The organism is Paenarthrobacter sp. CM16, assembly GCF_013179505.1.
Lineage (GTDB): Bacteria > Actinomycetota > Actinomycetes > Actinomycetales > Micrococcaceae > Arthrobacter.
Genome location: NZ_JABMCX010000129.1, coordinates 1 through 13,463, shown reverse-complemented (window position 1 = coordinate 13,463; position 13,463 = coordinate 1). Strand labels below are relative to the sequence as shown.

The 13,463-nt window shown below is 64.0% G+C and carries 12 protein-coding genes; 8 read left to right on the top strand and 4 right to left on the bottom strand.

Annotation, left to right across the window (positions count from 1 at the left end; translation table 11 throughout):
* The 4 genes from HP499_RS12795 to purU all read left to right on the top strand — a co-directional run.
* Positions 1–1,136 (top strand): glycine cleavage T C-terminal barrel domain-containing protein (locus HP499_RS12795; protein ID WP_305849742.1); only part of this gene is annotated, 1,136 nt, incomplete at its 5' end.
* On the top strand, positions 1,129–1,773 hold the full coding sequence (locus HP499_RS12790; RefSeq protein WP_172324432.1) for a sarcosine oxidase subunit gamma: 645 nt from the start codon (positions 1,129–1,131) through the stop codon (positions 1,771–1,773). The genes HP499_RS12795 and HP499_RS12790, both read left to right, overlap by 8 nt.
* Complete coding sequence (locus HP499_RS12785) at positions 1,773–3,164, top strand: L-serine ammonia-lyase (RefSeq protein WP_172324431.1); 1,392 nt, start codon at positions 1,773–1,775, stop codon at positions 3,162–3,164. The genes HP499_RS12790 and HP499_RS12785 overlap by 1 nt, the downstream gene beginning before the upstream one ends.
* Before the next feature lie 2 nt (positions 3,165–3,166).
* Positions 3,167–4,066 (top strand): formyltetrahydrofolate deformylase, encoded by a 900-nt coding sequence (purU, locus tag HP499_RS12780; protein ID WP_172324430.1) that lies wholly within the window; start codon positions 3,167–3,169, stop codon positions 4,064–4,066.
* A gap of 97 nt (positions 4,067–4,163) precedes the next feature.
* Here the strand turns inward: purU and HP499_RS12775 are convergent, their stop codons facing one another.
* Positions 4,164–5,687 (bottom strand): PucR family transcriptional regulator, encoded by a 1,524-nt coding sequence (locus tag HP499_RS12775; protein ID WP_172324429.1) that lies wholly within the window; start codon positions 5,685–5,687, stop codon positions 4,164–4,166.
* Between the two features lie 108 nt (positions 5,688–5,795).
* Between HP499_RS12775 and HP499_RS12770 the strand changes: the two genes are divergently transcribed.
* Together HP499_RS12770 and HP499_RS12765 are read left to right on the top strand one after the other, a co-directional pair.
* Positions 5,796–7,355 (top strand): cytosine permease, encoded by a 1,560-nt coding sequence (locus tag HP499_RS12770; RefSeq protein ID WP_172324428.1) that lies wholly within the window; start codon positions 5,796–5,798, stop codon positions 7,353–7,355.
* Positions 7,352–8,311: a polysaccharide deacetylase gene (locus HP499_RS12765; RefSeq protein ID WP_172324427.1), complete on the top strand. Its 960-nt coding sequence runs from the start codon at positions 7,352–7,354 to the stop codon at positions 8,309–8,311. Before HP499_RS12770 ends, HP499_RS12765 begins: the two co-directional genes overlap by 4 nt.
* Before the next feature lie 152 nt (positions 8,312–8,463).
* Here HP499_RS12765 and HP499_RS12760 read toward each other — a convergent pair whose 3' ends face one another.
* The 3 genes from HP499_RS12760 to HP499_RS12750 form a co-directional block, all read right to left on the bottom strand.
* A complete protein-coding gene (locus tag HP499_RS12760) occupies positions 8,464–8,967 on the bottom strand; it encodes a DUF456 domain-containing protein (RefSeq protein ID WP_014923055.1) in 504 nt (167 codons plus the stop codon).
* A gap of 135 nt (positions 8,968–9,102) precedes the next feature.
* Positions 9,103–10,293 carry an NADP-dependent malic enzyme gene (locus HP499_RS12755; RefSeq protein ID WP_172324426.1) on the bottom strand — a complete coding sequence of 397 codons (1,191 nt, stop codon included), beginning with the start codon at positions 10,291–10,293 and terminating at the stop codon, positions 9,103–9,105.
* Between the two features lie 281 nt (positions 10,294–10,574).
* The gene (locus HP499_RS12750) at positions 10,575–11,183 is read right to left on the bottom strand and encodes a TetR/AcrR family transcriptional regulator (protein WP_172324425.1); all 609 of its coding nucleotides are present in this window, start codon (positions 11,181–11,183) and stop codon (positions 10,575–10,577) included.
* Positions 11,184–11,402: 219 nt separating this feature from the next.
* On the opposite strand from HP499_RS12750, the gene HP499_RS12745 reads away from it, so the two are divergent.
* Positions 11,403–12,530, top strand: a complete 1,128-nt coding sequence (locus tag HP499_RS12745) for a VCBS repeat-containing protein (protein WP_172324424.1) — start codon at positions 11,403–11,405, stop codon at positions 12,528–12,530.
* 51 nt (positions 12,531–12,581) lie between these two features.
* Positions 12,582–13,463: VCBS repeat-containing protein (locus HP499_RS12740; RefSeq protein ID WP_172324423.1), on the top strand; the 882-nt coding region annotated here is incomplete at its 3' end.

Genomic DNA, 13,463 nt, shown 5'->3' with positions numbered 1-13,463 from the left:
GGCAGTGGAAGCGCCCCTGGTACTACCCGCAGGCCGGGGAGGACATGGACACCGCCGTTCTGCGCGAATGCGCAGCGGTCCGTGACTCCGTGGGCTTCATGGACGCCACCACCCTGGGCAAGATCGAGATCCGCGGCAAGGACGCCGGTGAATTCCTGAACCGCGTGTACACCAACGCCTTCAAGAAGCTCGCCCCGGGGTCCGCCCGTTACGGTGTCATGTGCACCTTGGACGGCATGATCTTCGACGACGGCGTGACCCTCCGCTTGGACGATGACCGCTACTTCATGACCACCACCACCGGCGGCGCAGCCAAGGTGCTGGACTGGTTGGAAGAGTGGCACCAGACGGAGTGGCCCGAGCTCGATGTGGTCTGCACCTCCGTCACGGAACAGTGGAGCACCATTGCGGTAGTTGGCCCGAAGTCCCGCGCAGTGATCGCGAAGGTTGCTCCCCAGCTCGCCGAAAACGGTGGCCTGGATGCGGAAAACTTCCCGTTCATGACGTTCCGCGAGACCACCCTGGCGTCCGGAGTGCAGGCACGCGTTTGCCGGATCTCCTTCTCCGGTGAACTGGCCTACGAAATCAACATCCCGTCCTGGTACGGCCTCAACACCTGGGAAGCAGTTGCTGCCGCAGGTGCCGAGTTCAACATCACCCCGTACGGCACCGAAACCATGCACGTCCTCCGCGCCGAGAAGGGCTACCCGATCGTGGGGCAGGACACCGATGGCACGGTCACCCCGCAGGACGCCGGCATGGATTGGATTGTCTCCAAGGCCAAGGACTTCATCGGCAAGCGCTCCTACCTTCGGCAGGATGCAAGCCGCGAGGACCGGAAGCACCTGGTGAGCGTCCTTCCCGTGGACCACTCGCTGCGGTTGCCTGAAGGCACCCAGCTGGTGGAAAAGGGCATCCCGGTCAACCCGGCTAACGGACCCGTTCCCATGGAGGGATTTGTAACCTCCAGCTACCACAGCGCCGCACTGGGCCGTTCCTTCGCCCTGGCCCTCATTCAAAACGGCCGCAACCGCATCGGCGAGACCCTGGTGGCCTCGTTGGGAGACCAATTGGTGGACGTGGTTGTTGGCGAAACCGTACTTTTCGATGCTGAAGGGACCCGCAAAGATGGCTGAAACAGCAACACCAGCAGAAACCGCACACGTCAACCGCGTCCGGGGCGCCCGCCGCAGCCCGGCCGAACACCTCGCTGACGCTTTCACCTCCGGCTCCGTGCCGGGCACGGTGACGCTCACCGAAATTGCGTACCAGACCATGGTGGGCGTCCGGGTTCACCCAGCGTCCGACGCCGGTACCCGGGTTGCGTCCGTCACCGGCGGCTTGCCTGCCACGTGCGGCGCCGTGACGGGGACCGGTTCCGTGAACACCCTGTGGCTCGGCCCCACCGAGTTCATGGTGGTGGCACCGGAAGAGGCCCACGATTCCTTGGGCGGCTCCTTGGTCGGCGATCTGACCAATGCCTTGGGCAACGACGCAGGCCAGGTGGTGGACCTGTCCGCCAACCGCACCACGTTCGAGCTCTCCGGCAGCCACGCCCGCGCCGTGTTGGAGAAGACCTGCGCCTTGGACCTGCACCCCCGCGTCTTCAAGGCCGGTACGGCTGTCTCCACTGAGCTCGCGCACATTCCGGTGATGCTCTGGAAGACTTCGGACCAGTCCTACCGGATCTTTCCCCGGGCCTCGTTTGCCGACTTCCTGGGACGCTGGCTCCTTGACGCAATGCGGGAGTACGCCTCCCCCGAGGTCCCCTAATGGCATTGAGTGTGCTTGACCTGTTTTCTGTTGGCATCGGGCCCTCGTCTTCACACACGGTTGGTCCCATGCGCGCGGCAAAGCAGTTCACGGACGGACTTGAATCCTCCGGCCAGCTCCCGGCTACGGTGCGCGTCCAGGCTGAGCTTTTCGGCTCCCTGGGCGCCACCGGCCGGGGCCACGGCTCAGACAAAGCCGTGGTTCTGGGGCTGCAAGGCCACTCACCCGAAACCGTGAACACCCACACCGCCGATGACCAGGTGGCCGCCGCGGCCCTCGACGCCGAACTCCGGCTGGGCGGCAACCACCGGGTGGACTTCAACTGGGACGAGGACGTGGTCCTGCACCGCCGCAAGTCGTTGCCGGCCCACCCCAACGGCATGACCTTCCGCGCCCTGGACCACACGGGCACCGTGCTCCGGGAACGCAGCTACTACTCCATCGGGGGCGGCTTCGTGGTGGACGGTGACGTCTCGGGAGCCGACAAAGTGGTAGCCGATGACACCGTGCTGCCCTACCCGTTCACCACAGCGGACGAGCTGCTGGCCATCTGTCTCCGCGAGGGCAAGTCGATCTCGGACATCATGCTGGCCAACGAGCTTGTGTGGCGTTCCGAGGATGAGCTCCGCGAACGCTTGCTCAGCATTTGGGCCGTCATGCAGGAATGCGTGGACAACGGGTGCTCTGCCGAGGGAATCCTGCCGGGAGGCCTGAAGGTCAGGCGACGGGCGCCGTCGTTGTTCAAGAAACTTTCCGAAACTGACGCCGAGCTGAACGGAGCAAGTTCGGCGGACCCCCTCCTGGCCATGGAATGGGTGAACCTTTTCGCCTTGGCCGTGAACGAGGAAAACGCTGCGGGCGGCAGGATCGTCACCGCGCCCACCAATGGTGCCGCCGGAATTGTCCCAGCCGTGCTGCACTACTACACCAAGTTTGTTCCGGGAGCCAACGACGACGGTGTCGTGCGGTTCCTGCTGGCGGCGGCCGCCGTCGGAATCCTGTTCAAAATCAACGCGTCCATCTCCGGCGCCGAAGTAGGCTGCCAAGGCGAGGTGGGTTCCGCCTGCTCCATGGCCGCTGCCGGGCTCTGCGAAGTCCTGGGTGGAACACCGGAGCAAGTGGAGAATGCCGCGGAAGTGGGCATTGAACACAACCTTGGCCTCACGTGCGATCCCGTGGGCGGGCTGGTGCAGATTCCCTGCATCGAACGCAATGCGATCGCCAGCGTCAAGGCCATCAATGCCGCGCGCCTTGCCCTGCATGGCGATGGCAGCCACAAAGTATCGCTGGACAAAGCCATCAAGACCATGCGCGAGACAGGCGCAGACATGAAATCCAAGTACAAGGAGACCTCCCGTGGAGGCCTCGCCGTCAACGTAGTGGAGTGCTAGCCATGACTGCCATCCAAACTGAAACTGCCGCACCATCCTCCGCGGAAACCACCGTGGAACACGTCCTCACCCTCGACTGCCCCGAAGGACCGGGAATCCTGCACGCAGTGTCCGGCTTCCTGCTGGAACACGGCTGCGACATCATCGACAACAAGCAGTTCGGCGACCGCGCCGAAGGCCACTTCTTCATGCGGGTGCACTTCGCCTCGTCCGGCGACACCTCAACGGTCGATGCCTTGCGGACCGCCTTTGCCCCCGTGGGGGAGAAATACAGCATGAATTGGGAGCTTGAGCGCCAGGGCTACAAGCGCCGTGTGCTGATCATGGTCTCCAAGTTCGGGCACTGCCTGAACGACCTCCTGTTCCGTGCAAGGATCGGCGAGCTGCCCATCAACGTGGTGGGCGTAGTGTCCAATCACACGGACCACCAAGGTTTGGCGGAATGGCACGGGATCCCGTTCTTCCACGTCCCCGTCACGGCCGCCACCAAGCCCGCGGCTGAGGGGCGCCTGCTGGAGATCATCGACGAACTGGACGTGGAACTCATTGTCCTGGCCCGGTACATGCAGGTGCTCAGCGATGATCTTGCCCGCAAGCTGGACGGCCGGGCCATCAACATCCACCACTCGTTCCTGCCCAGTTTCAAGGGTGCCAAGCCCTACCACCAGGCCTACGCGCGTGGCGTCAAAACTGTGGGCGCCACGGCCCACTACGTCAACGGCGAATTGGACGAAGGTCCCATCATCGCCCAGCAGGTAGTGGAAGTGGACCACACGTTCGGGCCGGACGATCTCGTAGCCGCCGGCCGGGACACCGAATGCAAGGCCCTCAGCAACGCTGTTCGCTGGCACTGCGAGGGGCGGATCATCCTGAATGGGAACAGGACGATCGTGCTGAAGTAGGGCTCTGCAAAGCAACCATTTCGATGGTTCCCTGCGTATACGCTGTTGCGAACGGCACCGTATGCAGGGAACCATCGAATTGGCGTTTAACGGGGGCCTACAAACGAGCCAGCCGGGTTGCCAGATGCAGCGCGGCCAGCCGGCCTGTCCCCCGGGGATCTCCCCCGCACAGGTCAAAAATCCGTTGGAGCCGGTGATGCAGCGACTGCCGCTCCAGATGCAGCTCGCGTGCCGCCTGGGCCGTGTTGCACCCCGTATCCAGCCAAACGGCCAGCGTCAGCATCAGTTCAGACTTCTTCACGCGGTCATGCTCGACGACGGCCCCCAGCTGCCGCTCCACGAACCCTTCACGCGTGGCCGGGTCCAGTGACTCGTCCGCAAGGAGCTCCACTGCCAAGGTGTCAGCATCCACCACACCGTTGCCTGCCGGCGCTAGTTCAAGTGCCCGACGCGCCTCAGCCAAGGACCATGGCGCCTGCGCAATTCCCCTGCCCAACGGGCCCACCGCCACCAAGGATCCGGCCGGAACTTCCAACTGGCGCAGGGCATCCAAAAGGCCCCGCCGGGTGGCAGCCCCATCGCCCAAGGCAGCGAGCGCCATCAGCTCAGCATTGTTGGCATAACTCGCACTGTGCGGAACGCACTGGCGGAGCAGCGCGTCCACGGCCGGACGTAGGTGCCCGGCCCCGGTGGAGCGGATCACCACGGCGGCCACTGCACCTTTAACAGGAAATCCCGACGCCGGCCCGAGCTGCTGCAGCTGCCACTGCTGGCTTCCCGAGTTGATGGCCCGCATGAGTTCGATGCCTGCGAGTTCCTTCAGCCCGGGCGGCATCCGTTGCAACAGCGCCAGGCCCAGGATGTCTACGGATCGTTCACCGGCCACCCGCGCCAAGGCAGCGTCGCCGCCGTCGGGCATGTGAAGTTCCAGACGCGCCGCCAGGACACCTCGCACCGGCACGTCCACCGTGGTGACGCTGCCGCCGTCGTCCATGGCATAGGTGTTGTTGGTTGCCGGACTGCCGTCCGGTGCGGAGGCGCTGCCGGCGGGAAAGGTGCCGCCGGAGGCACCGAGGGTGAGGCCCGACGGCGAGACCAGCCTTGCACTTGCGCCTGTCCTTTCGGACAGCACTGCCAGGAGCTGGTCGAGCCCGCCGCCGTGGGCAAGCTCCGCAGCCATCGCGTGGCTTGCTTGGTCGCCGCGCTGAAGATGCTCCACGGATTCGCTGACCAGGAGCGAGTTGATCTCCTGCATGACTCCGACGAAAGGGACCACGTGGCGCAGCTCAATCACCGGCAACCCGGCGGCCTCGGCTATTGCCAGCATGGCTTCCGGCACTTCGGGAAGGGCAGGACCGGTTTCCAGCGCCAGCGCCGCGATCCCCCGGGCTGCCAATTGCCGGACGTAGTCCCCCTGCCGTTCAGGGGTAACGCCTGCGAGCGCCTGACCGCCGCTCAACAACAATTCGCCACCGCTGAGGAGCGGTGCGATGTCCAGGACCTCGCTGGAATGCACCCAGCGAACCGCCCTGTTCATGGCATCCGGAACCAGGTTGAGGACCCGGGGAGCAGCAGATTTCAGGCTTTCGTACTCCAAGGCTGCGCCTAAAGGGATAGACATGACACTCCGTATGGTGAGGCGGCATTTGCTTAGACACATCGTATCTTGTTGCTGTGATCCGGGGCACATACGCTGAAAGGGTCCCTTTCACACACGGAGGCTCTCCCCATGCAAGACAACCTCTCCCCCGCGCCTTCAGGCCCAGTGCCGTCAGGCCCAGCGCCTTCCAACTCAACGCAGTCAGATCCGGCAACGGCGCCGGGTCACGACAGCGAGGCCTGGCTTCAGCCCATCCCCGAAGCCGACCGCACCCGCAAAGTTTCCGGACAGTTCTGGATCTGGGCCGGCGCCAACCTTGCGCCCATCAACTGGGTGCTCGGCGCCCTTGGTATCCACCTCGGCCTCGGCTTCGCGGACACCGTGATTGTCCTTGTCCTCGGAAACCTGATCGGCATGCTGCTGTTCGGCTGCTTCGTCCTCCTCGGCCAGAAGACCGGCGCCACGGGCATGGTGTTGGCCCGCGCCGCTTTCGGCCGTCAAGGCAACTACCTCCCGGCCGCCATCCAAGCCCTGCTGGTGATCGGCTGGTGCGCCGTCAACACCTGGATCATCCTGGACCTGGTCATGGCGCTCTTCGGCACCCTTGGTTGGGTAGATCCCGACGCCAAGAACTACGCCTGGAAGATCGGAGTCGCCACGGCCATCATGGCGGCCCAGGTGGCCATCGCTTGGTTTGGCTACAAGGCCATCGCGGCCTTTGAAAAATGGACCGTCCCGCCCACCATCATCATTTTGGCTGTCATGTCTTGCGTGGCCTGGTTCGGGATGAAGATCGACTGGGGCTACGCAGGACCCGCCGGCAACATCCTGGAAGGGTCCGAGCGCATCGCGGCCATGAGCGCCGTGATGACGGCCATCGGCATCGGCTGGGGGATCACTTGGTTCACCTACGCCGCCGACTACTCCCGCTTCGTCAGCACCTCGGTTCCCAAGCGCAAGGTCTACCTCGCTTCGGTCCTGGGCCAGTTCATCCCCGTGGTGTGGCTCGGCGTTCTCGGCGCAAGCCTGGCCACCAACAGCGGTGAGATCGACCCCGGCAAACTGATCGTCCAAAACTTCGGCGTCCTCGCACTCCCCGTCCTGCTGATGGTCCTGCACGGCCCCATCGCCACCAACATCCTGAACATCTACACGTTCTCCGTGGCCACCCAGGCCTTGGATATCAAGATCAGCCGCCGCAAACTGAACTTGTTCGTGGGCGTCTTCTCGCTCATCGCCGTGGTGTTCTTCATCTTCCAGGAGGACTTCGCAGCAGTGCTCGATGCCTGGCTGATCGGTCTGGTGGCCTGGGTGGCTGCCTGGGGCGGGGTGATGCTGGTGCATTACTTCTGGCTCGAGAAGCGCTGGCCGGCCAAGGTGGATCGTCTCTTCGACGGTGTTGGAACGCACCGCTTGCCGGTCATCAACTGGGCTGGAATCACGTCCCTCCTGGTGGGCATCTTCTCCACCTGGCTGTTCATGTACGGGCTCGTTCCCGCCATGCAGGGCCCCATCGCCGTGGCCCTGGGCGGTTGGGACCTCTCCTGGCTGGCCGGTGGACTCACCAGCGCGGCGAGCTACGCCATCCTCGGCCCACGGGCCCACAAGAAGTTCCTCCTGGCGGACTCAAACCATGTCTCAGTCACGCAGCCCGCCCCCACCCCGGCTGTTGAAAGGACCACAGCATGAACAACCCCGCTTTCGCTGATTCGCTCCACCCGATCACGTGGCCTGAGGGATACCAGGCAGCAGCGTCCTTCACCTTCGACGTCGATGCCGAGTCCTGCACCATCGCCCATGACCCTGCCAGCACCAAGCGCATGTCCCTTATGAGCCACCAGTCCTACGGCCCCAAGATCGCAGTACCGCGGCTGCTCAAGATCTTGGACCGGCAGGACATCAAGGCAACCTTCTTCATTCCCGGCTTCACGGCGGAAAGCTACCCGGACGTGGTCCGCAGGATTGCCGACGGCGGGCACGAAATTGCTCACCACGGCTACCTTCACGAACCCATGCAGGGCATCGATGCCGCCACCGAGGCCAGCTACCTGGACCGCGGCCTCGAAGCACTGGCCAACGTCGCCGGAATCCGGCCGGTTGGTTACCGGGCACCGTGGTGGGAGCTGAACTGGCAGTCCCCGGCGCTGCTGGCGGACCGCGGATTCCTCTACGACTCAAGCCTGCTCGACGGCGACGCCCCCTACCGCATGGCCGTGGCCGAGGACGACTCCCGGGACATTGTGGAGATTCCCGTGGACTGGGCGCTCGATGATTGGGAGCAGTACGGGTTCTACCCCGGAGTCACCGGCAGCGGGGTCATCGAGAGCCCGGCCAAGGCCCTGGAAATGTGGACCCTCGAAGCGCAGGCGCACCACTCCCAAGGAAGTTGCTTCGTCCTGACCAACCATCCGTTCATTTCCGGACGACCGTCCCGCGCCGTTGCATTGGAACAGCTGATTGAGAGGGTCAAGGATCTGGACGGCATGTGGGTCACCACGCTGGCTTCCATTGCCCAACACACCAAGGACACCGTGCAGGAAATCCACACGCACGCACGGATCGACATCCCGCTGTTCCCCGGTGCCGGAGCCGCCTTCCGCCCGGCGCAGGTCCACGCCCCGGTTGGAGCGCCTGCACACCACTAAACGCCCCGCAAACTCCCGCCGAGTTGGCACTTCACCCCCATGTTTGGCCGCGACATGGGGGTGAGTTGCCAACTCGGCGCAGTTTTTAAGGGGAAGGCACAGTGTTTTAAGGGGAATGCGCAGTCTTTTAGGCGCAGTGCTTTAGAGGGAATCTAGCCGTTCACGGCGTTGATCCACACACCAATGATCCACGTACTTGCAGCGGCACAAGCGAGTCCGAATTCCACCAGGATGCCGATGCCGGTGGCTTTGAGCGCGGCGCCGCTGGAACGAACGGCTGTGCGGAAATCACGGGTCCGCTGGACTTCGCTCAGGAGCAACCCGACGGCGAACCCCACGAAGAGCCCCACCACCGGAATGACGAACATTCCCACCACACCCAGCACCACGCCAATCAGAACCGACCTGTTGGGGATGCCGTGTTGTTTCAGTTTCCGTCCGGTAAGCACGGCACTGGCTGCCATGCCGGCCACCACAAAGACCATTCCGACGGCGAAGATCACCCAGCCGAGCGGACCGGCGCCTCCCCAGATGGCCCATGCCAACAAGCTGGCACCGATGAGGATACTTCCGGGCAGCACGGGAATGATGGTTCCGGCGACACCGACCGCAATGGCCAGGCCGCACAGGATGGTCACAATGAGTTCGGCGTTCATGGCCCCCAGTCTATGGGCCGCTTGGCCGGCAGACGGCGCAGCCGGACCGGCTTAACCACAAACGACGGCGACGCTCCCCAGCACGGGGGCGTCGCCGTCGTCGGTCCAGCAGTAGTAGCCGCTACACAGTCGTGGCTACTCAGCCACGGCTGCGGCAACCGCCGCGGTGACAGCCGGTGCCACGCGGGCATCCAGCGGGCTCGGCACGATGTAGTCGGCAGAAAGGTCTTCGGCTGCCAGCTCAGCGATGGCGTTGGCAGCGGCAATCTTCATGGCGGGCGTGATGCGGCGGGCCTTGGCGTCGAGGGCGCCGCGGAAGATGCCGGGGAAGGCCAACACGTTGTTGATCTGGTTGGGGAAGTCGCTGCGGCCGGTGGCCACAACGGCTGCGTACTTCCGTGCAACCTCGGGAAGCACTTCCGGGTCCGGGTTGGAGAGGGCGAACACGATCGACTGATCGTTCATGAGCTTCAAGTGTTCTTCGTCCAGCTTGGAGGAGGAGACACCCACAAAGACGTCGGCACCCGTCAGTCCCTCACCGGGACCACCGCTGACGCCACGGGGGTTGGTGCGCTGGGCCATGCGGGCCTTGACGCTGCCGGGATCGGCCACGAGGTCGGCACGATCGGCGTTGACCACGCCCTTTGAGTCGAGCAGGATGACGTCCTTGACGCCAACAGCAAGAAGAATTTCGGCAATGGCAATGCCTGCGGCACCTGCGCCGGAAACAACAACCTTGAGCCCGGCCAGTTCGCGCCCGGTCACCTTGGCAGCGTTGGTCAGGGCGGCAAGAACAACGACGGCGGTGCCGTGCTGGTCATCGTGCATGACCGGGCAGTCAAGGGCTTCGATGAGGCGCTCTTCGAGTTCGAAGCAGCGGGGAGCTGAGATGTCCTCGAGGTTCACGGCGCCAAAGCTGGGGCGCAGGCGGACCAGGGTCTCGATGATCTCATCAACATTGGTGGTGTTGAGCACCAACGGGATGGAGTCGAGGTCGCCGAAGGACTTGAACAGCGCGGACTTTCCTTCCATCACCGGAAGGGAGGCGCTTGGGCCGATGTTGCCAAGGCCCAGAACAGCGGTGCCGTCGCTGACCACAACTACCAGGCGCTCGGCCCAGGTGTGGGTGCGGGCAAGCTCGGGGTTGGCGTGGATTGCGCGGCTGACCTGCGCAACTCCGGGGGTGTAGGCGATGGAAAGGTCGCGCTTGTTGTTCAGCGGTACGGTGCTGGAAATGGTCAGCTTGCCGCCTTCGTGGGCTGCGAAGATCTCTTCTTCGCTCAGTACCAGGGCGTCGTTGTCTGTAGCAATTGTCTCAATGGACACGTCTTTGTCTCCTCAGGCTAGCCGTGGACCCACGGCATGGTTCGGGCAGGAACAGAACTGCTGTTGCGGACCAAGGATGGCTGGTCCGGCGTTGCTTCTGCAGATAGGGGGCTGCTAGCCGCTTCGGTGTTTCCAGCCTAAGGAGCGTGAAGGGGTACAAGATTCAATACCAAGAGAGACGATTCGAGAGTAAAACGTTCAACCAGCAGTCAAAGTGATCCAGCTCACGCGAAAAAGCGCATTCCGAGGAGGAGGTGGTCTAGACCGGAGAGCACATTTCGTCATTCACCCGTCAGCAGGGTGCAGGCCTTCTTCAGATCCTTCTCCGCCTCAAACAGGGACAGCCTGCGGCACCGCACCGCCTGCACAAGGCCGCTGACCAGGTGCAACAAGATCCTCGCCCGGACCGCGTCCTTGCCGGTGTCCTTGCTGAGCGAGCCCACCACTTCCTCGGACAACGCATCAATTTCCCGCAGAAGCTGCGCGGTGTCGTCGTCTTTACCTGCAGGACGGATCAGGCAGTGCTCCACCCCCGGCTGCATGACCCTCAGGTGGAAGATCTCCATCATCAACCCCGCGAGCGCGTGCCCTTTGCCTTCGCGCCGACGGACGCCGTCCCGGAGCTCCCGCAACTGCTGCCTGTACACGGCCAGCATCAGGTGGGCTGTGGAGGGAAAGTAGCGGTAGAGCGTGCCAAGGGGGATGTCAGCCCGGGCCGCGACGTCGGAGAGGCTCAAGGTATCAAACTGCCGCTGGGCAAACCCTTCCGCCGTTTTCAAGATGCGGGCATAGCGCAGCTGCTGCCGCGGGGTGGTAGGCGCGGCAGCCATACGGGGCAACCCCGTGGTCAGGTCAAGGGAATATGGTTCCAGTGAGTTTGAGGCGGGCATTTCCGGCGATCTCTTGGCAGGCTGACAAGGAAGCGGCCGGCTGGGTCAAGGACCCGCGGCTGGCCGATCGCATCAATGATACGGGAGCTAAATGACCGTTTCCTGAGAGCGTGCCGGCCATGAATGCACGCACGCCGTTCCCGTGTATTGCTGCTCTGCGCACATACACTGCATGCAGGTCTGGAGCACAACCGGGCACGCAACGGGAGGAATACCGCCATGGGGACATTTCGACGCCGGATGGCAGCGGCGCTGCTGACCGCCGCTGTGGCGGCCATGGCACTTGGTCCCGTCCCGGCGTCGGCCGCTCAAAGCAGCGGACCCGATCCCGTGCTCAGCGGAAAAGCGTTCGTCGGCCACAAGCTCACCGCGGACATCGGCCCCTACACCTTCTACGGTTGCGGAGGCGGAAAAGGCCCCGATTTCACCATCTACTGGACCCGGGACGGTTTCCTGGTAGCCGGCGAGACCGCGCGCACTTACGCGCTGCAGCCCGACGACACCGGGGCGCGGATGGCCGCCCATGTGACCGCCAGCAAGACCGCCTGCAGCGGCGAGTCCCTGCACAGCGACGAAACCAAACCCGTGGGCGCCGCCAACCGGGCGGCCGGGTTTACCGGCAGGAGCTTCGAGCTGCTGGCACGCGGCAATGACGGCGCGTTGCAGCTTTACGGCCGCAAGGGAACCGCATGGGAGGCTGCCCGGACGGTGGGCTGGGGCTGGAACATCTTCAACCTGACCTTCTCCCCGGGTGACTTCAATGGCGACGGCAAGGGCGATGTGATCGCCAGGGACGCCGCCGGAACCCTATACCTGTATGCGGGCGATGGAACCGGCGGCTGGAAACCAGCCCAGACCATCGGCAAGGGCTGGAACATCTTTGACACGATCGTGAGCCCCGGAGACTTCAACGGCGATGGCCACAACGACGTCCTTGCCCGCGAACCGGGAGGTGCCCTCTATCTGTACCCGGGAAATGGTGCCGGAGGCTGGTTGGCAAGGACCGCCGTCGGGCAGGGCTGGCAAATGATGGACGCGCTGCTGACGCCCGGGGACTTCAACGGCGACGGCAATGTGGACGTGCTGGCACGGGACCGCAGCGGCTACCTCTACTTCTACGGCGGCAACGGTGCGGGCGGCTGGACAAGGTCGTGGTTGATCGGGGTCGGCTGGAACGCGCTGAAAGCAGCGGGTGCCGCCGGGGACTTCGACAATGACGGTTTCAATGACGTTTATGGCGTAGACCAGCAGGGCCGGCTGGTGATCTATTACGGCAATGGGCGCGCAGGGTGGCGCGGGTCCGAGGTCGCCGGTAATGGTTGGGGCGGATTCACCGCGATCTTCTAGAGAAATCCCCGTCGCGGTAGAATTGGCCGCATAAAGTCTGGGGAGGACATCATGAATGCACCAACGCGCCCTACGTCAGGTGTGCGCCGGGTGGTGGCTGGAATAGCAGCGGCGGTTGTCGCCGCCATCGCCTTCACGCCGGCACCCGCAATGGCAACCATGGACCCGTCGGATCCCGTGATTCATGGTGCACCCTTTGTAGGCTCAACGCTCACGCTTGAAATCGACCCCGCGTCCTACCGGGGTTGCGGCGCTGCCGCCGGCCCCGATTACCAGATCTACTGGACCCGCGACGGCGTTCGGGCCACCGACCACTGGGAATGGTTGCGCTACACGCTTGATGAGTCAGACCGCGGCAAGACCATTGCCGCCCATGTGGTGGCCAGCCAAAACGGCTGCGAACCCTTGGAAGTTTCCAGTGAAGAGACCGCACCGATCGCTGCTTCGAACAGGGCGAACGGATTCACCGGACGCGGCGCCTATGAATTGCTCGCCCGGCGCACCGACGGCACCCTCATGATGTATCCGCGCGTTGGCAATGCCTGGGAATCTCCCCGGACGGTCGGGCCAGGCTGGAACAGCTTCGGAACAGTGGTCTCCCCCGGCGACTTCACCGGCGACGGCGCCAACGACATCCTGGCCAAGGACTCCGCCGGCAATCTCTATCTTTATGCAGGAACGGGCAACGGTGGTTTTCTTGCCGGACGCCAGGCAGGCAGCGGTTGGAACGCCTTCACTTCGATCGTTTCCCCGGGCGACTTCAACGGTGACGGCAGCAATGACATCCTGGCACGCGACGCCGGTGGCCTCCTCTACCTCTACCCGGGCAACGGCAAAGGCGGCTGGCTCAACCGTTCCGTGGTGGGCACAGGTTGGAACGCGGTCAACAAAATCATCACCCCTGGCGACTTCGACGGCGACCACAACGTAGAT

Bases quoted from the DNA above. Each gene is read 5' to 3' on its own strand.
- purU (WP_172324430.1), top strand. From the start codon at position 3,167: ATGACTGCCATCCAAACTGAAACTGCCGCACCATCCTCCGCGGAAACC.
- HP499_RS12760 (WP_014923055.1), bottom strand. From the start codon at position 8,967: ATGAACGCCGAACTCATTGTGACCATCCTGTGCGGCCTGGCCATTGCG.
- HP499_RS12770 (WP_172324428.1), top strand. From the start codon at position 5,796: ATGCAAGACAACCTCTCCCCCGCGCCTTCAGGCCCAGTGCCGTCAGGC.
- HP499_RS12775 (WP_172324429.1), bottom strand. From the start codon at position 5,687: ATGTCTATCCCTTTAGGCGCAGCCTTGGAGTACGAAAGCCTGAAATCT.
- HP499_RS12750 (WP_172324425.1), bottom strand. From the start codon at position 11,183: ATGCCCGCCTCAAACTCACTGGAACCATATTCCCTTGACCTGACCACG.
- HP499_RS12745 (WP_172324424.1), top strand. From the start codon at position 11,403: ATGGGGACATTTCGACGCCGGATGGCAGCGGCGCTGCTGACCGCCGCT.
- HP499_RS12785 (WP_172324431.1), top strand. From the start codon at position 1,773: ATGGCATTGAGTGTGCTTGACCTGTTTTCTGTTGGCATCGGGCCCTCG.
- HP499_RS12765 (WP_172324427.1), top strand. From the start codon at position 7,352: ATGAACAACCCCGCTTTCGCTGATTCGCTCCACCCGATCACGTGGCCT.
- HP499_RS12790 (WP_172324432.1), top strand. From the start codon at position 1,129: ATGGCTGAAACAGCAACACCAGCAGAAACCGCACACGTCAACCGCGTC.